A 26,673-nucleotide genomic window follows, 5' to 3' on the forward strand; every position below is an offset into this window, starting at 1 on the left:
GGGTGTCAGTTCGGCGACTGCATCGCTTTCTGCAGTGCCTCCAGCGCCCGGCTGGCGGTTGACTTAACGGTACCTTTCGAAATCCCGGCGGCCTCGGAGATTTCGGCCTCACTCAGCCCACCGTAGTAACGGAGGACCAGAACCTCGCGCTGGCGAGGGGGCAGTTTGGACAAAGCGCTCACCACGGCCTGATGTTCACTCGACAGCATGGCGAGGCTTTCGGCCGAACGCGCGTTGACGGCGTGCGGTGCGACGTACTCGCGCGCGGTCTTGCGGCGGCGCAGCACGCTGCGTGATCCGTTGACCACGGCGGTGCGCAGGTATCCGACGGCCGCGGCGGCGTCGCGCAGGCGCCCCCAGTTGCGGTGCAGCCCGGTGAAGGCCTCCTGGACGACGTCCTCGGCGGTCGCGGGTTCGTCCACGAGCAGGATGGCCAGCCGGACGAGCCGCATCCGGTGCTGGCGATAGAGATCCTCAAGGGTCAGCGGTGCCGCAGGCGGCGGTGGCGTGACCGGTCCGTCCATGGTGCGCAAGTGGCCGAGGGTCGCCTCGACACTGCGTTCCGCATTGCCCTCGAGCATGTACCCCTACCTGTTCATTTACCCCTTTGAAGCACAACCTGTGCGTGGCGCTCGATCAGCGTATCGGGTGGGGCGGGAGTCCTGCCTGATCGGATCCTGAGAAGCTGGGGCGTCTGTTGGAGCGACCTTGGAGATGTCGATGGCCTGGTTCCTGGTGGAGATCACGTACGTGCAGGAGAAGCTGGCGGACGTGCGCCCCCGGCACCGGGAATTCCTTTCCCGCCTCGCCGACGAGGGCGTCGTCGCGCTCGGCGGCCCGCTGGGCGACGGCTCCGGCGGCATCTCGATGTACCAGGCGGCGGACGAGGCGGCGCTGCTCGAGATCATCGACCAGGATCCGTACCACCTCGAAGGTGTCGTCGCGGAGCGGACGGTGCGCGAGTTCAAGCCGGTGATCGGTTCCTGGATCCCGAAGGAAGCCTGACGCCTCAGAGATCGAGGGTGACCGGCTCGCGTTCGACGCAGACCCGGACGCGGTCGCCGGTCACCGTCGGCAGTTCGCACGTCCCGCAGAACCCCTGGCGGCACGAATACGCGATACCGGGCACGGTTTCCCGCAGGACGTCGAGCGTCGTCCGGTCGGCGGGCACGTCCAAAACCCTGCCGCTGCGACCCAGTTCGACGCGGAACGGCTTGCCGCCGACGATCGGCGGCGTCGAGAACCGTTCGAAGAACACCGGTCCGGAAGCACGCAGGGCCGCGTCCGTGCGGACGCCGACGATCATCGGAACCGGGCCGCAGCAGTAGATCGGCGCGCCATCCGGTGCCCCTTCGAGAAGTTCGGCGCCCGCGGCGGGAATCCCGTAGTCCGTGTCCGGACGAATCCAGACACGATCCCCGAATTCGGACAATTCCTCCAGGAACGGCATCGAAGCCTCCTCGCGACCGGTGTAGACCAGCCGCCAGTCCGCGCCCGCCGCGGCGGCTTGCCGCACCATCGGCAGGATCGGCGTGATCCCGATACCGCCCGCGATGAACAGGTACGCCGGGCTCGCGACGAAGGGGAACGCGTTGCGCGGGCCGCGCCCCGTGATCCGGGCGCCCTTCTTCAGCGCGTGCACCGCCGTCGAGCCCTCGCCGAGCAAGCGGACACCGACGCGGTAGGCCGAGCGGTCGTCCGGATCACCGCACAGAGAGTACTGACGGACCAGCCCTGGCCGTGGCGAAAGATCGATGTGCGCGCCGGGCCGCCATCGCGGCAGCGGCTCGCCGTGTTCGTGCACCAGCCGCAGGCCGGCGACGCCGTCGGCTTCGGCACGGACCTCGTCGACGACCAGCGGGAGATCACGGTCGACGGCGACCACCGGCGGACGACGGCGGCCGCTCACCCCGCTGAGCCTGCGGTACAGCGCGACGACACCGGTCAGCGACGCCATCGCGCGGTCGGTCCGGCCGCTGCCGTCGAGCCGCAGCGGCCGCGGCGGTGTCTTCATCGTGGTTCGTCGGCGGCCAAAGCGGCCGGGGAGCTCGCGAGGTACGCGACGGCCTGATCGGTGTTACCGGTTTCGGTGGGGTGGTAGGACTTCCGGAAGTACGGCCGGATCTCGCGCCGCAACTGCTTGCCCGAGGGCAGGAGCCCGAGCTTCGCCACGCGCAGATAGGTCCGGAAACTCGTCTTGCCCGGCCGGGTCGGATCGTTCTTCATGAGGAACCTGGTGCCCCGCAAGAAAACCCAGGCGAGCACCGGCGTCACCACGAGCATGCTGCGCACGCGGCGGGTATAGTGGCCGTCGAGATGCATGAACAGATCGAAGGCCACCGAGCGGTGCTCGACCTCTTCGGCGCCGTGCCAGCGCAGGAGATCCAGCATCGTCGGGTCGGCGCCGGCCTTGTCGAGCGCTTCGGCGTCGAGGATCCACTGGCCGAGGAAAGCGGTGTAGTGCTCGATAGCGGCGACGATGGCGAGCCGTTCGATCAGCCATTCCTCGCGCCGTTTGGCGGAAAGGTCGCGGTCGCCGAGCAGGCGGCGGAACATCCACTCCATCTGCGCGATGTACGGCCGGACGTGGACGCCCGCCGCTTCGAGGTGTTCGGCGGCGCCGTCGTGCGCCTCGGCGTGCATGGCCTCCTGGCCGATGAAGCCGAGGACGTCCTCCTTGAGGCGCTCGTCGCGGATCAGCGGCACGGCCTGTTTGAACACCTCGACGAACCAGCGTTCGCCCTCCGGCAGCGCCAGATGCAGCACGTTGATCGTGTGCGTCGCCTGCGGTTCGCCCGGGATCCAGTGCATCGGCAACGACGCCCAGTCGAACTCGACGTCGCGTGCGTGCAGGACGATCTGCTCGTGGTCCGTCACGACGACCTCCCGCTGAGTTCGTAGTCGCTCGCGTCGACCTTGCGGGTGTCGAGCCAGTAGCGCCAGGTGAACCCGGGCCAGATCGTCCGGTTGACGCCCTTCGCGTCGAGATACCAGCTCTTGCAGCCGCCCTGGGTCCACACGCCCTTGACGAGTTTGTCCTGGATCTCGCGCTGGAACTTCTCCTGCACACCGGCGCGGACGTCGAGCGCGGCGGCGCCACGCGAATCGGCGAGCTTGATCGCGTCGACGACGTACCGTGCCTGCGACTCGATCATGAAGACCACCGAGTTGTGGCCCAGCGCGGTGTTCGGGCCGAGGAGGAAGAACAGGTTGGGGAAGCCGGAGACGGTGATGCCCTTGTGCGTTCGCATCCCCTCGGTCGCCCATTCCTTGGCGAGGTCGCGCCCGTCGATCCCGGTGATGTCCAGGTATTCCAAGGCATCCGTGACCTTGAAACCGGTGCCGTAGATGATCGCGTCGACCTCGTGCTCGACGCCGTTCCCGTCGACGACACTGTGCGCCTTGACTTCCCGCACGCCTTCGGTGTTGACGTCCACATTGGACCGGTTGATCGCCGGGTAGTAGTCGTTGGAGATCAGCACCCGCTTGCAGCCCATGGTGTAGCCGGGGGTGACCTTCTTGCGCAGCTTCGGATCCTTGATGGCCTTGCCGATGTGGCGCTTCGCGATCACCTCGCCGGCCTTCATGATCGCGGGATGGCCGTTGAAGCCGACGGCGCGCACTTCGAGGAACCAGTACAGCGCGTTGCGGTAAAGCCTTTGCACGCCGGGAATCCGGCGGAACGCGGTCTTGGCCCAGCCCGGCATGGCGTGGTCGGGTTTCGGCATGATCCACGGCGGCGTGCGCTGGAACAGCGTCAGCTCGTCGACCTCGGGGGCGATCTTCGGGACGAACTGGATCGCGCTGGCGCCGGTGCCGACCACGGCGACCTTCTTGCCGCGAAGGTCGTATTCGTGGTTCCACTGCGCGGAATGCCAGGTCTGGCCCTTGAACTTCTCGATGCCGGGCAGTTCGGGGACCTGCGGGATGTGCAGGCCGCCGACGCCCGAGACCAGGAACTGCGCCTCGAACTCACCCGACTTCGTGTGCACGTGCCAGCGGCGCTGGGTGTCGTCCCACGTCGCGCCGGTGAGCTCGACGCCGAAGCGGATCTTGCGCCGCAGCCGGTACTTGTCGGTGACGTCCTTGAGGTACTGGAAGATCTCGGGGGCGGGCGAGAACGACCGCGACCAGTCCGGGTTCTGCTCGTACGAGAACGAGTACATGTGGGACTGCACGTCGCAGGCGCAGCCGGGGTACGAGTTGTCGCGCCACGTACCGCCGACTTCGTCCGCCTTCTCCAGGATCACGTAGTCGGAGATCCCGGCTTTTTCGAGCTGGATGGCCTGGCCGAGCCCGGAGAACCCGGTGCCCACGATCACGACCTTGAATCGCTCGGTCATCTGGCAATCCTCCACTTCGAGGCGTTCGTGCCCAGATGACGTTACCTCAAGTAACAGTTACTTGCTAGTACTACCTACCCGTCAGTACGTGCCGCCGAGTTTCGTGTGGTCCCAGCTCACGATCTTGGTCGGCCGGAAGATCAGCCCGATCCGCTTCGGGGCCTGCTTGCCGATGAAGCCGGAGAGCTCGTCGGGCACCGGGTCCCCGGGCTTCGCGCCCGCGTACCGCTGCATGAGCTTGATACCCATCTGGGTGACCACGGCGGTATCGGTGATGACCTCGACGTCGGCTTCGAGGGAGATCCCGCGGAGCTTGTCGTAGCTGTCGCCGTCCTCGATGAGCACCGTGGCGCGCGGGTCGCGCTCCAGGTTCTTCGCCTTCTGGGACGAGCCATAAGTCCAGGTCGCGACGCCGGACTCGTGCGGGTAGTACCAGAGCGGCGCCAGATGCGGGCGGCCGTTCGGGCCGATCGTCGCGACGTTGATGACCTTCTGCTCGTCGAGGAAGGCGGCGAGTTCGTCAGGTGACATGCGGATCTGGTCGCGACGGGACATCTGGTCAGCCCTTCCGTGTGGCGGCCCGGCCTGCCTGGCCGGTCACTGAAGATTCGTACGCGCCGCGCTCCTTGATGTCCATGAGCGCGGCGGCGTCGGCCTTCTTGATCCGGCCCTTCGCGCCGATCTCGATGATCCGCGGCAGGAACGCACGGATCAGCTTCAGGCCGCCGACCCAGCGGGGCACGTGCACGGTGCGGGCGCGTTTGTTGACCCCGGCCTGCAGGTGGTCGAGCGCGACGGACAGCGGATAGGTCTTGCCGAGCAGGCCGGGCATGCCGGCGCGGAGCTTGCCGAAGACCGGGTGCTGGTCGGCACTCTCGACGAGGTCGGTGCGGATCCAGGTCGGGTGCGCGACGCCGACCTTCACGCCGAGGTGGGCGACTTCGGCGCGGAAACTGTTGCAGAACGCCTCGACGCCCGCCTTCGCGGCGGCGTAGTTGGCCATGCCCGGCGCGTGCGTGATCGCGGCCAGCGAGGAGATCGCGAGCAGGTAGCCCTTGCGGTCGATGACGTGCGGGAGGGTGACGCGGAAGGTGCGCCAGACGCCGAGGAGGTCGACCTCGATGACCTTCTCGAAGGCGGCCGGATCCACCGACCGGACGAAACCGGAGGTCGCGATACCGGCGTTCGCGATGACGATGTCGATGCCGCCGAAATGCTCGACGACGCCCGCGGTGGCCCGCTCGAGGTCGTCCCAGCTGGTGACGTCGGCTTCCCAGGCGCGGGCGCTGGGGCCGATCTTGTCGGCGACGGCCTGCTGTTCCTTGGCTTCGATGCCGACCAGTGCGACCTTCGCGCCCTGCGCGGCCAGGCGCTCGGCGAGCCCCGCGCCGATGCCCCTGGCGGCGCCGGTGATCAGGACGACCTTGCCGTTCACGCTGTTCTTGGCCACGTTGCCTCCTCGTCCGAGCCCTAAGGCTTTCGGACGGTACCCCAACCTACCCGGAGTAAGCTACCCGCAAGTAAGTCCGCAATTCGCCATCTACTCGCGATAGTTGGTGGTGCGAACCATCGCGAGTGGATGGCGAATTGCGGGGGTTGTCAGCGCGAGGCGGCGGAGAGGGCGTCGATCTCGCCGGAGGTGAGCGAGAGGTCGGCGGCGGGCAGGAGGTCGTTCAGCTGCTCGACCGAGCGGGCGCTCGCGATGGGCGCGGTGACGGTCGGCTGCGCGAACAGCCAGGCGAGGGAAACGGCCGCGACCGAGACGCCGCGGGACGCCGCGACCTCGTCGAGCACCGAGAGCACTCGCTCGCCGCGTTCGTCCAAATAGGACGAAGCGCGGGCGGCGCGCGGGCTGTCGCCGAGGTCGTCCTTGGACCGGTACTTCCCGGCGAGGAAACCCTTGGCCAGCGAGAAATACGGCAGGACGGTCAGTCCTTCGCGTTCGACCGCCGGCGCCAGATCCCGCTCGTAGTCCCGCTCGACGAGGTTGTAGTGCGGTTGCAGCGCGACGAACTTCGCCAGCCCCTCGCGGTCCGAAATGGACAGTGCTTCGCTCAGCCGTTCGGCCGAGTAGTTCGACGCCGCGACGTAACGGACCTTGCCGGCGCGCACGAGCGCGTCGAAGGCCCGCAGCGTCTCCTCGATCGGGGTGTCCGGATCGTCGATGTGCGCGTAGTAGAGGTCGATGTGGTCGGTCCGGAGCCGCCGGAGCGAGTCTTCGGCCGCCGCCGCGATGTTCGCCGCCGACAGGCCCTTCCGCTCTTCCCACATGCCGGTCTTGGTCGCGATGACGACGTCGTCGCGTCGGCCGCGCTTGGTCAGCCACTCGCCGATGATCGTCTCGGAACCGCCCGCCGAATAAAGGTCGGCCGTGTCGATGAAGTTGCCGCCCGCCGCCGTGTAGGCGTCGAGGACGGCGAAGGACTGCTCCTGGTCCGCGGTCCAGCCGAAGACGTTGCCGCCTAGGTTGATCCCACGGACGTCGAGGTCGGTGTTGCCGAGTTTCGCCATACCCCGAACTTAAGGGAAGACATCGGCCGCCCGCGGTGTTGCCTCGGTACATGGGAATCGAACTCGGCAGGATCGGTATCTGGCAGCTCGAAGGCGTGCTCACCCCGGAGCTCGCGCGCGAGGTGGAGGAACTCGGCTACGGCGCCATCTGGATCGGTGGCTCACCGGCGGGCGACCTCGTCAAGGCGGAGGAACTCCTCGACGCGACGAAGACGATCAAGGTGGCCACCGGCATCGTCAACATCTGGAAGGACGACGCGGCCACGGTCGCCGAGTCGTCCAAGCGCATCGAGGCGAAGCACCCGGGCCGCTTCCTCCTCGGCGTCGGCGCCGGGCACCGCGAGCACACCGCGGAGTTCAAGAAGCCGTACGCGGCACTGGTCGAGTACCTCGACGCTCTCGACGCCGCCGGAGTGCCCGTCGAAGGCCGCGCGCTCGCCGCGCTCGGCCCGAAGGTGATCAAACTCGCAGGAGACCGCACGGCGGGCGCCCACCCGTACCTGATGACGCCCGAGCACACGCGTCAGGCGCGCGAGATCCTCGGCGAAGGACCGCTGCTCGCACCCGAGCAGAAGGTCGTCCTCGAGACCGACCCGGCGAAGGCCCGCGAGATCGGGCGGGGCACCGTCAAGTTCTACCTCGGCCTCGTCAACTACACGAACTCCCTGCGGAAACTCGGGTTCACCGACGAAGACCTGGCGGGCGAGGGCAGCGACAAGCTGGTCGACGCGCTGGCCGTGCACGGCGACGCCGAGACGGTCGCCCGCGGCGTCACCGCGCATATCGAGGCCGGGGCGGACCACGTCAACATCCAGGTACTGAACCAAGACCCCCTGCCGGTCTACCGGGCGCTCGCCGCGGTCCTCCTCTGACGCGACGGCTGTAGGCACCTCCCGGCCGACCTCGTACGATGCGGCCGAGAGGTGCACCAGCCTGCTTCGAGGAGGAGTAAACGATGCCCATCGCCACCCCCGAGGTCTACGCGGAGATGCTCGACCGGGCGAAGGCGAACGAATTCGCCTACCCGGCCATCAACGTGACCTCGTCGGAGACCCTGAACGCCGCCATCCGCGGGTTCGCCGAGGCGGAGAGCGACGGGATCATCCAGTTCTCCACCGGCGGCGCCGAGTTCGCGTCCGGCCAGAAGGTCAAGGACATGGTGACCGGTTCGGTCGCGCTCGCCGAGTTCGCCCAGGTCGTCGCCGCCAAGTACGACGTGAACGTCGCGCTGCACACCGACCACTGCCCGAAGGACAAGCTCGACGGCTTCGTCCGCCCGCTGATCGAGATCTCCGCCGAGCGGGTCAAGAACGGCCAGCACCCGTTGTTCCAGAGCCACATGTGGGACGGCTCCGCGATCGACCTCGACGAGAACCTCGAGATCGCGCAGGAGCTGCTCGCCAAGGCCGCGGCCGCGAACATCATCCTCGAGGTCGAGATCGGCGTCGTCGGCGGCGAGGAAGACGGCGTCGAAGCCGAGATCAACGAGAAGCTGTACACCGCCGAGGGCGACTTCCTGAAGACGATCGACGCGCTCGGCTCCGGCGAGAACGGCCGCTACCTGCTGGCCGCGACCTTCGGCAACGTGCACGGCGTCTACAAGCCCGGCAACGTGAAGCTGCGCCCGGACGTGCTCAAGGGCGGCCAGGAGGCGGCGGCGAAGAAGCTCGGCCTCGCGGCCGGTTCGAAGCCGTTCGAGCTCGTGTTCCACGGTGGTTCCGGCTCGCTGCCGGAGGAGATCCGCGAGGCGGTGTCCTACGGCGTCGTGAAGATGAACGTCGACACCGACACGCAGTACGCCTTCACCCGGCCCATCGCGGACCACTTCTTCAAGAACTACGACGGTGTCCTGAAGATCGACGGCGAGGTCGGCAACAAGAAGGTCTACGACCCGCGTAGCTACCTGAAGGCCGCCGAGGCCGGCATGGCCGCGCGCGTCGTCGAGGCCGCCCAGTCGCTGGGCTCCGCGGGCAAGAAGCTCTGACCAGCCCGCATTTAGTCCTCTAAAAGTACGTGAAGGCCCCCTTCATTGCGCTAGACGCAGTGAAGGGGGCCTTCACGTACTTGGAGCCTCAGGCCGCCGGGAGCGTCGTCTTCTCGCGGCGCTTCTCCAGCAGCGAGTTCAGCGCCCGCGTCCCCGGCCCGGCGGCGGCCCACAGCACGCCGACGCCGACCAGGCAGACCGCAGCCGTCCAGTAGGCCACCGGCGGCGCCGACTCCGTCTGCGCGTCACCGAGGATCCACGGCCGGAACTGCGACTGCACCCACAGCATCCCGTAGCCGAACGCCGTCACCAGCAGCGCGCCCGCGCCCGCCGTCAGCAGCGGATGGTCTCGGCCGATGCGGAAGGCCAGGTCCACGGCGAGGCCGACGGCGAGCAGGTAGAACGGCACGACCGAGACCGGGAAGCCCATCCCGAGCAGCAGCGGCCACATCACCAGCCGGTACGCGAGGTAGGCGGCGGCGACGGTCGTCCCGGCCCAGCGGAAGCCGGTGGTGTGCCGCGCCAGCGCGAAGATCAGCGCCATCACGCCGATACCCCACAGGGGGTAGACCCAAGCGTCGATCGGCATCGTGAAGTACTCGACGGCCACCCGGTCGACCGGATGCCCGATCTGGTTGGCGGCGAAGTTCAGCAGCTCGGGCTCGGCCTCGGGCGCGCCGCGCTCCCAGGCGCGCAGGCCGAGGATGCCGTACTCCTGCTGACCGTTCGGGAAGAACGTGTTCTCCAGGAAGAACGCCCACAGTCCGATCAGGACCCCGGTGCGCAGGCGGCCGGGCTTGGCGTGCTTCAGCCAGCCCATGATCACGCCGGCCTGCATGATGCCCGTTCCGATGTAGAGCATCATGTGCGACGGGCTCCACGCGGTCAGGTCGAGACCGTTGACCCGGTGGTTGATGACGTCCAGCGGCGCCGCGATGAGGAACACCACGAGCCCGATCTGCATCAGCCGCAGTGACCGCCGGTCGGCGCCCATCCCGGTGTAGCTGTGGATCGCCACCAGCACCATGATGATCACCGTGCCGACGGTGTTGATCAGGTGCGGCGGGGCGAGGTCGTCGCGCAGCCACATGAAATGCCACGACATGTCCCACGACGAGCCGACCAGCTTGAAGGCGAACGCCGCCAGCCACATCGAGTAGCAGAAGTTCAGCACCCAGTCCGGCGTCGCCTGTCCCGGCGCGCCGCGGTGCCAATGGAGCTTGAAGAACAGCCTGGTCTTCGCGATCGGGCTGCGGGGGATGACACCCGGCGAAAGGTCCCCGGTCACTTCTGTCGCCTTTGTCATGCGGGCCATCTTCCCTGCTCCAGATCACGGGATGAGCATTTGGGGTCGAAAATCGGGGTTCACCCGTAGGGGTGGCGGATTTGCGGTCGGCGTGCGAAGCAGGGCAAGGTGTGCCGCCATGATGCCGAAACGACTCGTCGCGGCGGTCCTCGTCGCCGCTCTGGTGCTGGCCGGTGGGGGCATTCTCGGGAGCCTGTTCTTCTAGTCACAGCGCCGCCGATCGCGTGCTCTCAGACGCGCCCCCTCATCGAGCTTTCGTGGCTTTCGGCCGACAGAGGGCGCGCGATGTGAAGTCTCCGTCGGGCGCGGGGCGCCCTTGGGGAGACGGGTCGGCACAATGGGCCGTATGACGAACCTTCTCGGCCCCCAGCCGACGCATCTCCCCGAGCACACCGCCGCGCAGGCGGCGCTGGACGCCGGGACCGATCCGGCCGCCGTCGCCGCCGAGCACCCCGACTACAGCGAGGCGTGGGCCGCCCTCGCCGAGAAGGCGCTCGAAGCCGGCGAGACCGTCGCCGCGTACGCGTATGCCCGTACCGGCTACCACCGCGGTCTCGACCAGCTTCGCCGCGCGGGCTGGAAGGGACACGGTCCGGTGCCGTGGTCGCACCGCCCGAACCAGGGTTTCCTGCGTTCGCTCGCGGTCCTCGGCAAGGCCGCCGGCAAGATCGGCGAGACCGAGGAGTACGACCGCTGCCGCACCTTCCTGAGCGACTCGGACCCCGCCGCCGCGGAAGCCACCGGCCTCAAGTGACCTCGTGAGGGGTTAGGACGGTTAGCGCCAAGGGCGGCTTAGGTACCTACTGCCGGTGCGGCGCGGGCGGCGGTTTCGTGTGGCTGGATGGACGACACGTGTGATCAGACGGACGACACACGTGACTGAACGGACGACACGCGTGATCAGACGGACGACACGCGGCGGAACCCGGCCCCGGTCGTGTCGTCCGCCGGATCACGCGACATCGCGGTCAAGTGTCGTGAGTGGTAAGGACGGTTAGAACCGTCCTTACCACTCACGAGCTAGAACAGCCCGCAGTTCCCCACGGCAGGCAGCCCCGCGAAGCGTCCCTCAAGCCAGGCGAAAGCCTCCGGGAAAGCCCGGATCGCCCCACCGACGTGCGTCGGGACCAGCGAAGTCGAGAACTGCACCTTCGCGCCCTTCGCGCACCACGAGCGCGCCATCGTCCGCCCTTGCGCGTAGGGGACGATGTCGTCGAGTGCACTGTGGACGACCAGCGTCGGCGCGCCCGGCTTCCGTGCTCCGATGAGCTGCTCGCCGACTCGCGTCTTGTACGGCTCTTCGCCGAGGTACGCGGTCAGCGGCCTTCCGTCCTTCGTCAGGTCCTTCGACTGAGTGAACGCGTGTCCGAAGATCGCGTCCCCGGTGCACTCCTGCTTCACCTTCTCGAACGCTTCGACGCCCTTCGCGTTCAGCAGGGCCGGGATGTTCAGTTCCGGGTACGCCGCGTCCATGCTGACCAGCGTGAATCCGAGGAACCCGAAGGCGTAGTGCCCGTCGATGTTCTTGCCGACCTCGGCCAGGTCTGCCGGGACGGCGCCCGCGTACGAGCCCTTCAGCTTGAGTTCGGGTGCGTACGACGGCTGAAGTTCGGCGGCCGACGCCGACGCCCCGCCGCCCTGCGAGTAGCCCGCGGTCGCGACCGGGCCGTTGTCCGGCAGGTTCGCTTCGGGCAGGCGCTGTGCCGCGCGGATCGAGTCGAGGACGGCGTTGCCCTCGGCGACGCGGTTGACGTACGTGTGGACGCCCGGGGTGCCGAGGCCCTCGTAGTCGGTGACGACGACGCCGTAGCCGCGAAGCAGCAGCCCGGCGATGAAGGGGCCTTCGTACTCCATGCCCGCCGCTAGGGCTTTCGACGGCGCGCACTGGTCGCCGACGCCCTGCGTCCCGGCCGCGTAGCCGATGACCGGCCGTTCGCCCGCGCCGGTCCACGCCTTCTTCGGGGTGAGGACGGTGCCGGTCACGGCGTTGGCCTTGCCGTGGGTGTCGGTGCTGCGGTACATGATCCGCTGGACGTTCGCGTCGGCCTTGATGAGTTTCACAGGATCGACGTAAAAGGTGGACGGTTCGTGCCGGATGATGTCGCCGGGAGCACCCGCGGGCAGTGGCGACGGGGGATCGTAGAAGGACGGGGCGGCCGTGGCCTGCGGTGCCCCGAAGGTCAGCAGGGCCGCGATGGTGGCCGCTGAGACGGCGGCGGAAACACCGAGCCGGGATCCTGGACGCATGCTTGCTCCTCGTTGAGCACAAACATTTTCGACAGACGTGTCGAAAAAGAGAGTCAGTGAGGTGGCGCACAATGTCAAGTCCGGCGCCGCGAGGGAGACCCCGCAAACTCCCGATCGGCGAGCAACGCACGCGGGTGCTGGGTTCGGCCGCCGGTGTCTTCGCGGTACACGGCGCGCAGGCCGCGACGATCGAACAGATCGCCCGGCGCGCGGGGGTGTCCCGCCAGGCCGTCTACGAGCAGTTCGGCGATCGGACGACGTTGTTCACCCAGGTCGTCGCGGATATCGAGGAACGGGCTTTCGAAGCGATCGGCGCACCCGCCCTGGATCTCTCGCAGCCCGAACTGCGGTCCTGGGCGCGCGCCAACTACGCCAACATGTTCGCCTTCGTCGCGGCGAACCCCGACGCGTTCCCCGTCCTGCGCGAGGCGGAGCGCATGGGCGACCCAGCCCTCACCCGGCTGCGGGAGCGGCTCGCCGCCGTCTACACCGAGGCGAGCAGGCAACGCTGGGCCCGCCACGGCGTCGACTCCGGCCGCGCGGACAAGGCTCTGGTCACGCTGTTCTTCGCGATGACCGAGGCACTCGTCCAGGCGAGCTGGGACGGTGAGCCGCCCGACGCGGACGCGCTCATCGACCTGCTCACCGAATTCACCGTCGGCGGCGTCGTCCGCCTGCGGACCGAGGCCGCCGACGTGATGGAAAGACTGCGCTAGGCCGCGACGGCCTCCAGCGGCATTCCGGCCTCTTCGGCGACCGACGCCAGATCCGGGGACGACACGACGCGGTTGCGGCCGTTGCGTTTCGCCGCGTAGACCGAGGCGTCGGCAGAGGCCATGACCTCGTCGATCGTCCGGCCGTCCAGCGGGTACGTCGCGACGCCGACCGACGCCGTCCGCTGCTCGATGACGACGGAGTTGCCCTCGTTGTCCTGGGTCCTGATGACCATTTCGCTGATCCGCTGGCGGATCCGCTCGGCGACCGCGACGGACTCCTGCTTCGAAGACGAAGTCAGGAGTACGACGAACTCCTCACCGCCGAAGCGGCCGGCGAGGTCCTGTGTCCGCGTTTCGGACTTGACCAGTGCCGCGACACCCTTGAGCACGTCGTCGCCCGCGAGGTGGCCGTACGTGTCGTTGATGCTCTTGAAGTGGTCGAGGTCGATCATCAGCGCGCCGAACTGGCCGTTCTCGCGCTCGGCGCGGGAGACCTCACGGACGGCGCCCTGCTGCCAGGTCGTGGCGTTGAGCAGCTGGGTCTTCTGGTCGGTGGTGGCCAGTTCCTCCAGCTGCTTGATCAGCACCGAACGCTGCAGCAGGTACAGCGGCAGGAAGACGAGCAGCACCAGCACCGGCTGATGCGGCAGGACGGCGAGCACGAGCGCGCCGATGCAGACCGTCGAGGCCTCGAGGATGTTGTCGTCCCAAGAGCCGAGGAGCGTCTGGACGGTCGCCTTCTTGGGCGCCGCGAAGTACAGGCCGGTGCCGGTGAAGACGGCGTTCATCAGGAAGAAGGCGAGGCTCGCGACGCAGATCGACGTCACCGACGCCGCGTCGGCGCCGACGATCTGTACGGCCGCCCAGGCGGCGAACGCGGTGAGCGTCATGGATGTGGCGTTCGCCACAGTTCGATGGGGGTTGACCGTGTGAAGGCCCGCCCAGCTGCGATATCCGAGGTGAAGATAGATCACGGTTACGAGAAGTGCGGTCAACTGCGGCGGAAGCAGGATCGCGCCCGGCAGGACCCAGACCGAGGTCATGTTGATATGCGGGGTGACGCTCATGCTGCGCCGCTGGCGCTCGATCCGGCGGGTCGCCTCGGTGTGCGCGATGGCGAGCCCAGCGAGGAGGAAACACAGCAGGACCTGCGAAGACGTGATGGCGATGGATGCGGCGAAGACCCCCGTCAGTGCCAGCATCGTCGCGACGGACAGCCCGGTGTAGGCGATCCAGTACTTGGGCCTCTTCCACAGCTCCCACGTCGCTACCGTGAGAGCCGAACGATGTCCAGCGCGTTCCTCCGATGTGATCATCTTTCCCCCTGACTCTTGCGTCATTCTCCGAAACCCCCTACTTACGGACAGCTTCTACCGACTTGCGGGCTGTCGACAAGCTCCCTAGGTGTGTACTTTTCTCTGAGAGGTCGAGGGAAAGGTGCCAGCGATGGCCGGTAGGGATCAGTGAACTGGGGCGCGCGCCAGACGTCCGCGCGATCGGGCCGGCGCGTGGAACACCTCAATGTTCTGCGCGCGCGGCGTCTTTTTCCTGCCACCGTTCCGGGTCACGGCTGAGGGTCCGGAACCAGCTCAACGCGAGCGGGACGGTCAGCGCCAATCCCGCAAGCCCGAAGACGCCGACCGTCGACTGAGGGCCGACCTGGTCCGCCAGGATGCCGCCGATCAGGGGACTCACGCCCATCGTCGTGGTCAATCCGGTGTTCGACAGCCCCATGACCTGTGCCCGGCTCTCGTCCGGCACGGCCAGCGTCAGCGACGCGGTCGCCTGCATCAGCGCCACCGTGCCGAAGCCGCCGCAGAGCACGAACAACACGATCGACGCCCACGGTCCCGGCTGCAGGAAGCACAGCAGCAGCGGGATCGCCGTCAACGCGGAAAGCGGCCCGATCAGTTTCGGTCTGATGTGGGCCGGCACCCAGCGCGAGTAGATGAACGCGCCGATCACGCTGCCGATCGGGTCGGCGGCCAGCAGGAGGCCGATCACCTCGGGGCCGCCGCCGGACGAGGCGACGTAAGGCGCCGCGATGCCCTCGTACACCGGCAGCAGGCCCATCAGCCAGGTGAACAGCAGCAGTGAACGCAACCCCGAGCTGGCGAAGACGATCTTCCCGCCCGAGCCGATCGACGCGAAGAACGACTTGCGCTTCTCGCCGGACGCCGCGGCCGGACGCGACTTCAGCCCGAACCGGACGAACAGCGCCGAGATCACGAAGGTGACCGCGTCCAGCGCGAGGGCGATGTGGGGTTCCAGCGCGGTCAGCAGGAGACCGCCGCCGGCGAATCCGGCCAGCTGTGCCGACTGGACGGTCATGCTGCGGATCGCCATACCGACGACGAAGCGGTCGCCTTCGAGGATCTGCGGCAGCAGGGCCAGCTGGGCCGCCTTGAACGGCGGATTCAGCAGCGAGACGGCGCCGACGAGGACACACAGGACCCAGAACGGCAGTACCGGCACCGCGACCAGCGCGATCAGCAAGGCCCGCATCAGGTCGACGACCACCATCACGGTCCGCCGGGGGAACCGGTCCGCGAACCCGGTGAGGAAGATGCCGCCGAGCAGCGAAGGGGCGTAGGTCAGCGCGTAGGTGAGACCGGTCAGGGTCGCGGAGCGGGTTTCGGTGAAGACGAGGACGGAGAGGGCGACTCTGGCGAGTTGATCACCGAAGATCGAGAACAACTCGGCGAACCAGAGCGAACGGAACTCGGCTACACCGAAGACCTCTCGGTAAGTGACCCGTCCGGCCGAAGCCATGCTGCCCCCAATAGGGTCCTTATTACGCGACAAACTCGTGACCGAGAGTAACGCGGTCACGAGCTCGTCACGAAGCGTCATTCGTTCACGTAAGTGTCTCCTGACTGTTGGTGATTGGCTAGGTTCTTTCGCCGGGTTTCTGGAGTTGGAGATCTTTTTCGTGGAGGGACGGCCGTCCGCGAAGATGTCCCAGTGACCGGTCCCTCGGCGCGGACCTGCGAATTTCGGCTGTTTTGGGGTTTTCGCCGGGAAAATCGCACCGGACCCGCGTCACCCGGCGCGGGGATACGGCGCCGTGAAGACAGGCTGTGGGGTACCCCGGGCCGCTGGCGTTCGCACGGTGCGCGAACGCGTCGCGACTCCGCTCCGCGACCATCGGGTCCATCAGGCGGTACGGAGGCGCCCCCCCGAATGGATGACGGATCGTCCATTCGGCGTAGCGATGGCTCAGCCGTCGACCGCGAGCACCTCGCGGGCTGAAGCCGCCCGAGCCGCGTCGCGTTTGGCGACCTCTTCGCGCACGATCGGGATGACGTGACGGCCGAAGTCGATCGTGTCGCCGAGCATGTCGTAACCGCGCGCGGAGAGGATGTCGACGCCGAGGTCGTAGTAGTCGAGCAGAGCCTGTGCCACGGTTTCGGGCGTGCCGACCAGCGCGTTCGAGTTCCCGGCGCCACCGGTCGCGGCCGCGGTGGGGGTCCACAGAGCCCGGTCGAATCGTTCCCCTTCGGCGGCGACGGCGAGGAGCCGCTGCGAGCCGGTGTTCTCCGGATTCGTGAGCGAATGCCGCCGCGTCAGCTGCCTGCCCCCGTTCGTCCGGGCCTTGATGGCATCGACCGTGCGATATGCCTTCTCCCAGGCGAGTTCCTCGGTCGGTGCGATGATCGGGCGGAAGGCGACCTGGATCCGCGGGACGTCGGTCCGCCCGGCGGCCTTGGCCGCGGCCTTGACGGACTCGATCTGCTCGGCGGTCTGCGCGAGAGGCTCACCCCAGAGGCAGAAGATGTCCGCTTCGGCCCCGCCTGCCGCGTACGCCGCCGGAGACGAGCCGCCGAACGAAACGCCCGGGCGTGGTTGTTGCACGGGACGGACGTCGAGGACGAAGTCGGCGAAGCGGTAGTGCTCGCCTTCGTGGTCGAAGGGCTCTTCGGATGTCCAAGCCTGCTTCACGATCTGGATGTACTCGCGGGTGCGGGAGTAGCGCTCGTCCTTGGTGAGGTAGTCGCCTTCACGCTGCTGTTCGTGGTCGCTGCCGCCGGTGATGAAGTGGACCGTGAGCCTCCCGTCCGAAAGCCGGTCCAGCGTGGCGAACGTCTTCGCCGCGAAGGTCGGATACGAGACGTTCGGCCGGTGCGCCAAGAGGATCTGGAGCTTGTCGAGTTTCGACGCGACGTATGCGGCCGCCTGCGCCGGGTCCGGCCCGCTGGAGCCGTACGCGAACAGCACGCGGTCCCAGCCGAAGTCCTCGTGCGCCCGCGCGAGGCGCAGCGTGTAGTCCTTGTCGAAGACGCCGCCCGATCGCGGACGGGTCTCCGAACCGTCGTTGGTGCCTCCGATACCCAGGAATTCGACCGGCATCGCGCGTTCCTCTCGTCCGTGTCCCCCTGCTCGACGAGTACGCGCCGGTTCTCCGCCGTGGCAACGGGTTCCGCTCCTTGAGAACCCGCACGCCGCCCGGAATCCCGGCGTAGCTTCGGCTTCGTGAGTACCGCAGACCTTCCCTACGTGCTCGCGGTGGTCGGCGCCGGTCCACGTGGGGTGGGCGTGCTCGAACGGCTCGGCGCCAACGCCGCCGAGCTGCTCGGCGGGCGGCGGCTGGTGGTGCATCTCGTCGATCCCTTCCCCGCCGGGGCGGGGCGGGTCTGGCGCTACGAGCAGTCGCCGTTGCTGCGGATGAACTCCATGCCCGAGGACGTCACGGTCTTCACCGACGACACCGTGCGGATCGACGGTCCGATCAGGCCGGGACCGTCTCTGATCGAATGGGCGCGGCTGGTCCGCTCGGGCGGGCTCGACACCGAAATCGACGACAGCCTGCGCGCCGAACTCGAGGCACTGCAATGCGATCACTTCCCGACGCGAAGGCTGCAGAGCGCGTACCTCGCCTGGTTCCACCGCAAGGTGCGCGCCGAACTCCCGGCCGGGATCGAGGTCGTCGAGCACCGGACCCGCGCGGTGCGGCTCGAAGACGGCGAGCCGCAGTCGCTCTGGCTGGAAGGCCGCGCGGAACCCCTGGCGGTGGACGCGGTCCTGTTCACCGTCGGGCACCTCGACGCCGAGCCGGACGAACGGGAAGCCGCGCTCGCGGACTTCGCCGCCCGCCACGACCTCGCCTACTATCCGGCCGGCTACACCGCCGACGTCGACTATTCGGCGATCGGCCCGGGAGAAACCGTTCTGGTGCGCGGGTTCGGCCTCGCGTTCGTCGATCTGATGCTGCTGCTGACCGAAGGCCGCGGTGGCCGCTTCGAAGAGCAGGCGTGCGGCGGGCTGAAGTACCATCCCAGCGGTGCCGAGCCCGTGCTGCACGTCGGTTCGCGGCGTGGCGTGCCGTACCACGCGAAGATCGGTTATCGGCTGCGCGGGAAACCCTTGCGGTTGCCCAAGTTCTTCGACGCCCACGCCATCGGGAAGCTGTGCGCCGTGCCCGGGCGGATCGATTTCCGCCGCGATGTCTGGCCGCTGATCTCGAAGGAGATCGCGTGGGCCTACTACAGCGAACTGTGCACCGCTCATCCCGAGCGGGTGCGCATGGATTTCGCCGTCTTCGCCGACGCTTTCGCGGACGCCGCGCCCGGCGAACTCGACGCGCTGGTGGCGCGCGCGGTTCCGTCGCCGGACGACCGGCTGGACCTGGATCGTCTCGACCGGCCCATGGCGGGCAAGGACTTCGGCACCGCCGAGGAGTACGGCAAGGAACTACGCGAGTACGTCGAAGCGGACTTGAGCCGGCGGGCGGACCCCGAGTACAGCGCGGATCTGGGCGCGTTCACGGCACTGCTGTCCGTGATGGGCCAGCTTCCCGCGCTGGTGCAGACCGGACGGCTCGACGCGGTCTCTCAACTGTCCGATTTGGACGGCTGGTTCCTCGGCTTCTTCTCCTATTTCGCCAGCGGACCGCCTCCGCGTCGGCTCGAAGAACTGCTCGCGCTCCAGGACGCAGGTCTCGTTTCCTTCCTGGGCGCCGAAATGCGGGTGTCGGCGGACGAGGAACGCCGGGCCTTCGTCGCTTCCGGCGCGAGTTTCCCCGGCGAGACCGAGGCACGCACGCTCGTCGAGGCGCGGCTGCCCGAACCGAGTATCACCCGGGCGTCCGATGTCCTTCTGCGACAGTTGCACGCCAGTGGCGCGCTCGGCGAAGAGGCCGTCGTCGACACGGTGACCGGCGACCGGCTGCTCGCCGGGCGTATCCACACCCGTGTCTCCGACGGCCGGATGCTCGACCGCGAGGGCCGCCCGCATCCCCGCCGGTTCGCCCTCGGGCCGCATACGTCCGCGCGGTCGGCCGGGGCGTTCACCCGGCCTCGGACGAACGCGCTCCCGTTCCGGCAGAACGACGTCGTCGCGCGGGAGATCTTGAAGCTGGTCACCTAGCGCGCGAACTCCTCCAGCCGCCCGACGACCTCCGACGGCGCGGGCATGGCGGCGATCTCGTGACGGGCCCTCGCCGCCACCTCGCGCACGCGGGCGTCGTCGAGGAGGGTCTTGGCCCTCTCCTCGACGGCGTCCGCGGTGACCTGGTCGCCGGTCAGCGCCCGCCCGGCGCCGGCCGTCTCCAGCGCCTCGGCGTTGACGAACTGGTCCGCGCCCTGGGGCAGCACCAGTTGCGGCAGGCCCGCGGAGAGCGCGCCGAGCACGGTCCCGGTTCCGCCGTGGTGGACCACGAGGTCCGCGCGCGGAAGGATTTCGGACTGCGGCACGAACCCGGCCACGTGGACGTTCGGCGGCAGCTCGCCGAGTTCGCCGGGGTCACCCGGGCCACGGGCGACCAGGACGTCCACCGGCAGCCGGGAGAGGCCATCGACGGCGGCGCGCAGCGCGCCGGTGGCTCCGAAGGCGACGGTGCCCAGCGTCAGGTAGACGAGGGGCCGGTCGCGTCCGTCGAGCCACGCCGGCACCGGGGCCGGTTCGTTCCACGGCACCGGCCGGAGCCGGAAGACCGTCGGCAGGGCGCGTGCTTCCGGGTCGCGGACGATATCCGGCCACACGTCGATCCCGGCGTCGCCGAGCATCAGGTTGGCAGGCGGCTTCCCGTCCCACACCGGGGCGAACCGGTCCGCGGCGGCGGCCATCAGGTCGGCGGGCATCGACCGGCCGATCACGTGGGACACCACCGGGATCCCGGCCCGGCGGGCGACGGCGGCCGCGCCGATGTCGCTCATCTCGTAGACGACCAGATCCGGCCGGAGCACGGGGAGCAGCGGTGTCAGGTCGGCGATCGTGGCCCGCGGCAGGATCTCGGCGAAGGTGGTGAGGATGGTCTCCAGCGCGTCGCCCTCGGCCTGGTCGAGGGCTTCCTGGATCGAGATCCCGACCTTGTGCGCGTCGAAACCCAGCGCACGGACCTTGTCCAGGAAGGCGTCGCCGGTCCCGAAGAGCACCTCGTGCCCGGCGCCGCGGGCGGCGAGTGCGAGCGGCATCAACGGGTACAGGTGGCCATAGGCGGGGCGGCACGTGAAGAGGATGCGCACCTTCCCGAACGTACTAGCTTTCCCAGACCCGCGAGGGCAGTTCCTTCCGTACGGTCGGGACGACGTCGGCGGCGAACAGCTCCAGGACTTCTCGTGCCTCCCCGGCTTCCAGGCCGTCGACCGACACCGCCTGCACCTCGTGCCCGAAGGACGCGTGGTAGTCGCCGATCTTGTCGATCACCTGCTCCGGGCTCCCCACCAGCGCGGAACCTCCTGTGATCTTGTCCTCCAAAGTGGTGAACTCGGACTTGTTGTGCTGATACGCCGGCGTCTTCATCAGCGCCTCGAAGTACGGCCGGTAGCCGTCCTGTGCCTCCTGCGAGGTCTTGGCGACGTAGAGCCCGCCCGCGCCCGAACCGACGAGCGCGTCCGCCGGATCGTGGCCGTGGTCCGCCCACCGACGGCGGTAGTGGTCGATCAGGTCGGCGTACTTCTTCTTGGGATGGAAGCCGTTCGCGGTGAACAGCGGGTCGCCGAACTTCGCCGCCAGCTCGGTCGACTCGGTGCTCGACGCGCTCCCATGCCAGATCCGTGGCCGTGTGTGGAACGGACGCGGTTGCGTCGTGACGTCGGTCAGCGGCGTGCGGAACTCGCCGTCCCACGTCACGCCCTCCTCCAGGAACAGCCTGCGCAGCAGGGCGAACTTCTCCGCCTGGTACTCCCACTGCCGGTCCTCTTCAAGGCCGAACAGCGGGAAGTGCCGGGGGTCGTTGCCCTTCCCGATCATGAGCTCCAGCCGCCCGCCGGAAAGCTGGTCGAGCGTCGCGTAGTCCTCGGCGACGCGGACCGGGTCCAGCACGCTGATCACGGTCAGCGTGGTCAGCAGCCGGACGCGCCGGGTGCGTTCGGCCACCGCGGCCAGGATCACCGGCGGCGCCGAGGAGAGGAACGGCTCGCCGTGCCGTTCGCCGACGCCGTACGCGTCGAAGCCCAGTTCTTCGGCGAAGATCGCTTCGTCGACGACTCGGCGCAGGCGTTCGTGCTGGGTCGGTGTCACCCCGGTCACCGGGTCGGGGTGGTTGGCGACGAGCGAGAAGAGCGCGAATTTCATCGGGCCTCCAACGGTTTCCGGCCGGGAATGGCGGCGAGCAGCTCCCGGGTGTAGTCCGCGCGCGGCCGTTCGAGGACGTCCTGAGCGGGACCGAGTTCGACGAGTTCGCCGCCACGCAGCACGCCGACGGTGTCCGCGATCTGCCGGACCACGGCGAGATCGTGCGAGATGAACAGGTAGGTCAGGCCGAGTTCGTCCTGAAGGTCGGCGAGCAGCCGGAGGATCTGCGCCTGCACCGAGACGTCCAGCGCGGACACGGGTTCGTCGGCGACGATCAGTTCCGGGCGCAGCGCGAGCGCCCGCGCGATGGCCGCTCGTTGCCGTTGCCCGCCGGACAGTTCGGCGGGTTTGCGCTTCAGCACCGACGACGGCAGCGCGACCTGGTCGACGAGCTCCGCCGCCCGCGCCCGGCGCTCCGCCTTGGTGCCGGCGCCGAAGGCCCGCAGCGGCTCGGAGATGACGTCCTCGATGCTGAACTTCGGATTCAGCGACGCATACGGATTCTGGTACACCAGCTGGAACCGGCGCCGCAGCCGTCGCAGTTCTTCACCGCGCAGCGAGGTGATGTCCTCGCCGTCGAACTCGACGACGCCCTCGGTCGGCGTCTCCAGCCGCAGGATCATCCGCGCCGTGGTCGACTTGCCCGAACCCGACTCGCCGACCAGCGCGAGCGTCCGGCCGCGGGCGATGTCGAACGAAACGCCGTCCACGGCGCGGACGGTCCCGAAGGTCTTGCCGAGGTCGCTGACCGAGACCAGGAAGTCGGACGACGGTGGCTTCGGCTCCCGCAACGGGGTGTCGGACAGGCTCGGCGCCGCGGCGAGCAGATCTCGCGTGTACTTCCGGGTGGGCGCCGCCAGTATCTCGCCGGTCGTGCCTTCCTCGACCACTTCGCCCTGGGACAGCACCACGATCCGCGACGCCCGGTCGGACGCGACGCCGAGGTCGTGGGTGATCAGCAGGATGGCGGTGCCCGCGTCGGCCGCGAGTTCTTCGAGGTGGTCGAGGATCTGCCGTTGCACGGTGACGTCGAGCGCGCTCGTCGGCTCGTCGGCGATGATGAGTTTCGGCCGTCCGGCCAGCGCGGCGGCGATCAGCGCGCGCTGACGGAGCCCGCCGGACAGCTCGTGCGGATACTGGCGTGCCCGCGCTTCCGGGTCGGCGATCCCGGCCTTGCGCAGCAGTTCCACCGCCTCGGCGCCCGCGGTGCGCTTGTCCGCCAGGCCGTGGATCAGCAGCACTTCCGCGACCTGGTCACCGATCCGGTGCACGGGGTTGAGCGACACCGTCGGATCCTGGGGGACCAGCGCGATCTCACGGCCGCGTACCGAACGCCAGGCGCGGTCGGAGAGTTTTGTGAGGTCACGGCCGTCGAAGGTGATCTCACCGCGGTCGATCCGCCCGCCACGCGGCAGCAGCCCGATCGCCGCGTGCGCCGTCGTGCTCTTGCCGGAGCCGGACTCGCCGACCACGGCGACTATCTGTCCTTTGTGGATGGAGAGGTCGACGCCGTCCACGGCGGGCACGGATTTGTAGGAAACCGCGAGATCGCGGATGGTCAGCAGTTCGCTCACCGCACGTCTCCTTCGATCGCTCTGGACAGCCGGTTCGCGGACAGCACCACGGCCGCGACGGTGAGCCCGGGGAAGGTCGTCATCCACCAGGCGGTGGCGAGGAAGCCTCGGCCGCCCGCCACCAGCGAGCCCCACTCCGGGGTCGGCGGGGTGGCGCCGTAGCCGAGGAAGCTCAGCGCGCTCACCTCCAGCACCGCCGTGCCGAACGTGAGGGTCGCGAGCGCGAGCACCGGGCCGAGCGCGTTGGGCAGCACATGCCGTCCGAGCACCCCGGTCCACCGCACGCCTCCAGCATGGGCGGCCTCGACGAACACGCCACTACGGACACGCAGCACCTCGGCGCGCATCAGCCGGGCGAACTGCGCGAGATTCGCGACCCCGACCGCGATCGCGACGTTGGTCGTGCCGAAGCCGAGCGCGGTGACCAGCGCCAGCGACAGCAGGATCGACGGGATCGCCAGCAGGACGTCGACGCAGCGCATGATCACCGAATCGAGCGCGCCGCCCCGGAATCCGGCGAGCAGGCCGAGCGCGGAACCGGCGACGAGCGCGACGACGACGGCGATCACGGTCGCTTGCAACGAAAGCGCGGCACCGTGCACCACCCGCGCGAAGATGTCGCGCCCGGTTTCGTCGGTGCCGAAGAGATGGCCGAGGGACGGCCCCTGCATCTTCTCGGCGGGGATGCCGGCGAGCGGGTCCTGTCCGGTGAAGAGGCCGGGGGCGACCGCCGCGAGCAGGGCGAACGCCAGGACGGCGATCGCGAGGATCAGGCCCGGCTTGCGCCGGGTGCGCACGAGAACGTCAGGCATCGGCGGTCTCCCGGTGTCGGATCCGCGGGTCCAGCAGGGGATAGACGAGGTCGACGAGCAGGTTGATCACGACGAACACCAGCGCGGCGAGCACGATCACGGCCTGCACCACCGGGATGTCCTGCGCGGTGACCGCCGACGACGTCACGCGGCCGAGGCCGTCACGGGAGAACACCGTCTCGGTGATCACCGAACCCGCGATCAGGTTTCCCGCGACCACTCCCGCGATGGTCAGTGTCGGTACCGCCGCGTTACGCAGGAGATGTCCGAAGTGGACTCTTGATCGGCTCGCCCCCTTCGCCAGCGCGATCTCGGCGTAGGGCTCCCCGAGCTGCGTGCGGAGGCTCTTCGCCAGCACCTGCCCGATGATCGCACCGGTCGGGATGGCGAGCGTGATCGCGGGCAGGATCAGCGACTCGAAACCGTTCGAACCCAGCGCGGGCAGCAGCTTGAGCTGGAAGGAGAAGAACTGGATGAGCAGCAGCCCGACCCAGAACGGCGGCAGCGAGATCCCCAGCGGCGGCAGCGCGAGCAGGAGGTCGCCCAGCCAGCGATGCCGGGTGAGAGTGCCGGCGATCGCTATGCCGCCGCCGAACAGGATCGCGAGAACCAGGGCGAAGCCGGTCACCGCGAGCGTCGGTGGCAGCGCCGAGACGACCATGTTCGTGGCGTCGTCCCCGGTGGCGATCGAGCGTCCGAAGTCGCCCTGCGCCGCCGCGACCAGCCGCTTTCCGTACTGCAGCGGCAACGGGTCGTCGAGGCCATACTCCGCCTTCGCGGCGGCCAGTTGTTCCGGCGTGACCGAAAGACCGGCCTCGCCTCCGCCGAGCTTCGCGCTGACCGCGTCACCCGGCAGGAGGTAGAGGATCACGAAAGAGAGGGTGAACGCCGCCCACAGGACGAAAACCGCCTGGAGGACTCGCCGGAGCAGGTACCGCCTCACGAGCCGGACACCCAGGCGTCGAACAGCTGGAGCCGGGACGACGCCTCGAACCCGATACCGTGCGCGTTAGGCCCGTGCGCCAGCACCTGGGTCAGCTCGAACACCGGCGCCGAGTAGCCGTGTTCGATGATCGCGCGCTGCGCCTCCTCGGCAGCGGGCTTGCGCTTCACCGGGTCCACAGTGGACGACTGCGCGTCGAGCGGCGCGTCGACGGGATTGTCCGCGGGCAGTTTGCTGCGGTTGTTCGCCTTGGTGGAGAACAGGTTGCGCAGGATGTCCGGATCCGCGCGGGTCGTGTTGTACCAGAGGTACTCGTAGTTCCCGCTCTGCGTGATCTGCACGCTCTCGGCCGTCGTGCGCTGCTCGATCCGGAGATCGAAGCCGATCTTGCGCAACTGCTGCTGCACGAGTTCGAGCACGCTCTTGTTCTGGTTGAACACCAGGGAGAAGACGACCTTCGCGGTCAGCCGTTGCCCGTTCTTGGTGCGGATACCGTCGGGACCGGGCAGCCAGCCCGCGCTTTCCAGCAGCGCCGTCGCGCCCGCCGGATCGTAGGCGAGCAGCGGTGACAGATCGGCGTGGAACGGCGTCGCCGAGCCGAGAATGCTGGTGGCGGGCTTGTAGTTCGGGGTCAGCACGGTGTTCGTGACCTCGGGCCGGTTGATGCCCTTGACCACCGCCTGGCGGACCTTCTCGTCCGTGAGTACGCCCTTGGTGACGTTGGCGTGCAGGTTGAACACGACGCCGGGATTCGGCCGGGTGGGCTCGGTGAAGCCGTTGCCGGTGAACTGCGGCTCGTCGACCGGCTGGACGTCGGTGATGGCGTCGAGCTGCGCGGACGCGAGACTTCCGGTGCGCACGCCGGGTTCCGGCACGATCTTGTAGGCGATCTTGTCGAGATACGCCTCGCCCTGGTGCTTGAACAGCGACGAACCCCAGTGGTAGCCCTTGCGTTTGGCGAGGACGATCTCCTGGTTCTGTTTCAGGCTCTCGAAAACGAACGGCCCGGAGCCGATCAGGCCATCGCCCTGGCAACGCTGGTCGGCGGTCTTCTGGTATGCGGCGGGCGCGAGGACGCCGAGCGACATCGTCGAGCTGGCCTGCAGGAACTGGGCGCTGGGAACGGAGAACTCGATCTTGACCGTCTTCGGATCGACGACCGTCGTTCCCTTGTACACGGCCAGATAGCCCGAGCCGAGCTGTGATTTCGGGCCGAGCGCCTTGATCGCGTCGAAGCTCGTCTTGACCGCGGCCGCGTCGACGGGGCTGCCGTCGGAGAAGGTCGCGCCGTCGCGCAGGTGGAAGGTGAACGCGGTCGAATCCGCGTTGCCCTCCCATTTTTCCGCCAGCCACGGCTTGATCTCGCCCGTGGCCGGATCCTGATCGGTCAGCGAATCGACCAGCTGGCGGCCGACGTTGAGCGAAGCGTTGGTGCCGACCTGTTGCGGGTCGACGCAGTCCGGGCTCGACGAGATCCCGAGGCGCAGCGTGCCACCGGGTTTGGGCGGCCCGGCGTCCGCGCCCGTCGAGCCGCCCGCGGACGAGCAGGCGGTGACGACAAGTGCGGTGAGGGCGAGCAAGGACGTGGTGGCGGTACGGGACACCGGGTGGCCTCCAGCGGGGGACGGGGGCGCGTCTTCTGCTTGCGCCTACCCGATTCACGCTAATCACGCCCTTGAGGCCCGCCCACATGCTGAGCCCGGCTCCCAGCCCGCGAAACGTC

At 68.5% G+C, this 26,673-nt stretch carries 24 protein-coding genes; 6 read left to right on the forward strand and 18 right to left on the reverse strand.

The window, feature by feature from the left end:
- Nucleotides 1-5: 5 nt before the first annotated feature.
- The gene (locus tag BLW75_RS25785) at nt 6-581 is read right to left on the reverse strand and encodes a SigE family RNA polymerase sigma factor (protein WP_007032484.1); all 576 of its coding nucleotides are present in this window, start codon (nt 579-581) and stop codon (nt 6-8) included.
- 139 nt (nt 582-720) lie between these two features.
- Here BLW75_RS25785 and BLW75_RS25790 point away from each other — a divergent pair, with 139 nt between their 5' ends.
- Nucleotides 721-1,005 (forward strand): YciI family protein, encoded by a 285-nt coding sequence (locus BLW75_RS25790; protein WP_034312652.1) that lies wholly within the window; start codon nt 721-723, stop codon nt 1,003-1,005.
- 4 nt (nt 1,006-1,009) lie between these two features.
- Here the strand turns inward: BLW75_RS25790 and BLW75_RS25795 are convergent, their stop codons facing one another.
- The 6 genes from BLW75_RS25795 to BLW75_RS25820 all read right to left on the reverse strand — a co-directional run bounded on the left by BLW75_RS25795 (nt 1,010) and on the right by BLW75_RS25820 (nt 6,854).
- Nucleotides 1,010-2,014, reverse strand: coding sequence for a PDR/VanB family oxidoreductase (locus tag BLW75_RS25795; protein ID WP_034312431.1), 1,005 nt, complete (start codon nt 2,012-2,014; stop codon nt 1,010-1,012).
- Complete coding sequence (locus BLW75_RS25800) at nt 2,011-2,877, reverse strand: metal-dependent hydrolase (protein WP_091598341.1); 867 nt, start codon at nt 2,875-2,877, stop codon at nt 2,011-2,013. Before BLW75_RS25800 ends, BLW75_RS25795 begins: the two co-directional genes overlap by 4 nt.
- Complete coding sequence (locus tag BLW75_RS25805; RefSeq protein WP_034312434.1) at nt 2,874-4,343, reverse strand: flavin-containing monooxygenase; 1,470 nt, start codon at nt 4,341-4,343, stop codon at nt 2,874-2,876. The genes BLW75_RS25800 and BLW75_RS25805 overlap by 4 nt, the downstream gene beginning before the upstream one ends.
- A gap of 81 nt (nt 4,344-4,424) precedes the next feature.
- Complete coding sequence (locus BLW75_RS25810; RefSeq protein WP_034312436.1) at nt 4,425-4,898, reverse strand: pyridoxamine 5'-phosphate oxidase family protein; 474 nt, start codon at nt 4,896-4,898, stop codon at nt 4,425-4,427.
- Nucleotides 4,899-4,902: 4 nt separating this feature from the next.
- Nucleotides 4,903-5,793, reverse strand: coding sequence for an SDR family oxidoreductase (locus tag BLW75_RS25815; RefSeq protein ID WP_034312439.1), 891 nt, complete (start codon nt 5,791-5,793; stop codon nt 4,903-4,905).
- 149 nt (nt 5,794-5,942) lie between these two features.
- Nucleotides 5,943-6,854, reverse strand: a complete 912-nt coding sequence (locus BLW75_RS25820; protein ID WP_034312442.1) for an aldo/keto reductase — start codon at nt 6,852-6,854, stop codon at nt 5,943-5,945.
- A gap of 50 nt (nt 6,855-6,904) precedes the next feature.
- Between BLW75_RS25820 and BLW75_RS25825 the strand changes: the two genes are divergently transcribed.
- Both BLW75_RS25825 and fbaA read left to right on the forward strand, forming a co-directional pair.
- Complete coding sequence (locus BLW75_RS25825; RefSeq protein WP_034312444.1) at nt 6,905-7,726, forward strand: LLM class F420-dependent oxidoreductase; 822 nt, start codon at nt 6,905-6,907, stop codon at nt 7,724-7,726.
- Nucleotides 7,727-7,809: 83 nt separating this feature from the next.
- Nucleotides 7,810-8,838, forward strand: coding sequence for a class II fructose-bisphosphate aldolase (gene fbaA, locus BLW75_RS25830; protein WP_034312446.1), 1,029 nt, complete (start codon nt 7,810-7,812; stop codon nt 8,836-8,838).
- 88 nt (nt 8,839-8,926) lie between these two features.
- Here fbaA and BLW75_RS25835 read toward each other — a convergent pair whose 3' ends face one another.
- Complete coding sequence (locus BLW75_RS25835) at nt 8,927-10,144, reverse strand: hypothetical protein (protein ID WP_034312448.1); 1,218 nt, start codon at nt 10,142-10,144, stop codon at nt 8,927-8,929.
- A gap of 346 nt (nt 10,145-10,490) precedes the next feature.
- Between BLW75_RS25835 and BLW75_RS25840 the strand changes: the two genes are divergently transcribed.
- A complete protein-coding gene (locus tag BLW75_RS25840) occupies nt 10,491-10,898 on the forward strand; it encodes a DUF3151 domain-containing protein (protein ID WP_007032496.1) in 408 nt (135 codons plus the stop codon).
- A gap of 266 nt (nt 10,899-11,164) precedes the next feature.
- Here BLW75_RS25840 and BLW75_RS25845 read toward each other — a convergent pair whose 3' ends face one another.
- A complete protein-coding gene (locus tag BLW75_RS25845; protein ID WP_034312451.1) occupies nt 11,165-12,391 on the reverse strand; it encodes a lipase family protein in 1,227 nt (408 codons plus the stop codon).
- A 134-nt stretch (nt 12,392-12,525) separates the two neighbouring features.
- On the opposite strand from BLW75_RS25845, the gene BLW75_RS25850 reads away from it, so the two are divergent.
- Nucleotides 12,526-13,107 carry a TetR/AcrR family transcriptional regulator gene (locus BLW75_RS25850; protein ID WP_198935741.1) on the forward strand — a complete coding sequence of 194 codons (582 nt, stop codon included), beginning with the start codon at nt 12,526-12,528 and terminating at the stop codon, nt 13,105-13,107.
- On the opposite strand, the gene BLW75_RS25855 is transcribed toward BLW75_RS25850, so the two are convergent.
- The 3 genes from BLW75_RS25855 to BLW75_RS25865 form a co-directional block, all read right to left on the reverse strand.
- Complete coding sequence (locus BLW75_RS25855) at nt 13,104-14,423, reverse strand: GGDEF domain-containing protein (protein ID WP_034312456.1); 1,320 nt, start codon at nt 14,421-14,423, stop codon at nt 13,104-13,106. The two genes, BLW75_RS25850 and BLW75_RS25855, sit on opposite strands and share 4 nt — an antisense overlap.
- 202 nt (nt 14,424-14,625) lie before the next feature.
- Nucleotides 14,626-15,879 carry an MFS transporter gene (locus BLW75_RS25860; protein WP_034312458.1) on the reverse strand — a complete coding sequence of 418 codons (1,254 nt, stop codon included), beginning with the start codon at nt 15,877-15,879 and terminating at the stop codon, nt 14,626-14,628.
- Between the two features lie 447 nt (nt 15,880-16,326).
- A complete protein-coding gene (locus BLW75_RS25865; RefSeq protein ID WP_034312461.1) occupies nt 16,327-17,457 on the reverse strand; it encodes an LLM class flavin-dependent oxidoreductase in 1,131 nt (376 codons plus the stop codon).
- 123 nt (nt 17,458-17,580) lie between these two features.
- Here BLW75_RS25865 and BLW75_RS25870 point away from each other — a divergent pair, with 123 nt between their 5' ends.
- Nucleotides 17,581-19,473: an FAD/NAD(P)-binding protein gene (locus tag BLW75_RS25870; RefSeq protein ID WP_034312464.1), complete on the forward strand. Its 1,893-nt coding sequence runs from the start codon at nt 17,581-17,583 to the stop codon at nt 19,471-19,473.
- Here the strand turns inward: BLW75_RS25870 and BLW75_RS25875 are convergent.
- The 6 genes from BLW75_RS25875 to BLW75_RS25900 are packed head-to-tail and all read right to left on the reverse strand — an operon-like array spanning nt 19,470 to nt 26,554.
- On the reverse strand, nt 19,470-20,570 hold the full coding sequence (locus BLW75_RS25875; protein WP_034312465.1) for a glycosyltransferase: 1,101 nt from the start codon (nt 20,568-20,570) through the stop codon (nt 19,470-19,472). The two genes, BLW75_RS25870 and BLW75_RS25875, sit on opposite strands and share 4 nt — an antisense overlap.
- A gap of 13 nt (nt 20,571-20,583) precedes the next feature.
- The gene (locus BLW75_RS25880) at nt 20,584-21,621 is read right to left on the reverse strand and encodes an LLM class flavin-dependent oxidoreductase (protein WP_034312468.1); all 1,038 of its coding nucleotides are present in this window, start codon (nt 21,619-21,621) and stop codon (nt 20,584-20,586) included.
- Nucleotides 21,618-23,195 (reverse strand): dipeptide ABC transporter ATP-binding protein, encoded by a 1,578-nt coding sequence (locus tag BLW75_RS25885; RefSeq protein ID WP_034312470.1) that lies wholly within the window; start codon nt 23,193-23,195, stop codon nt 21,618-21,620. Before BLW75_RS25885 ends, BLW75_RS25880 begins: the two co-directional genes overlap by 4 nt.
- Nucleotides 23,192-24,007 (reverse strand): ABC transporter permease, encoded by an 816-nt coding sequence (locus BLW75_RS25890; RefSeq protein WP_034312472.1) that lies wholly within the window; start codon nt 24,005-24,007, stop codon nt 23,192-23,194. Before BLW75_RS25890 ends, BLW75_RS25885 begins: the two co-directional genes overlap by 4 nt.
- Entirely contained in the window at nt 24,000-24,950 is a 951-nt protein-coding gene (locus BLW75_RS25895) for an ABC transporter permease (protein ID WP_034312475.1), read from the reverse strand. Before BLW75_RS25895 ends, BLW75_RS25890 begins: the two co-directional genes overlap by 8 nt.
- A complete protein-coding gene (locus tag BLW75_RS25900) occupies nt 24,947-26,554 on the reverse strand; it encodes an ABC transporter substrate-binding protein (RefSeq protein WP_034312476.1) in 1,608 nt (535 codons plus the stop codon). Before BLW75_RS25900 ends, BLW75_RS25895 begins: the two co-directional genes overlap by 4 nt.
- Nucleotides 26,555-26,673: the final 119 nt, after the last annotated feature.

The organism is Amycolatopsis lurida, assembly GCF_900105055.1.
Lineage (GTDB): Bacteria > Actinomycetota > Actinomycetes > Mycobacteriales > Pseudonocardiaceae > Amycolatopsis > Amycolatopsis lurida.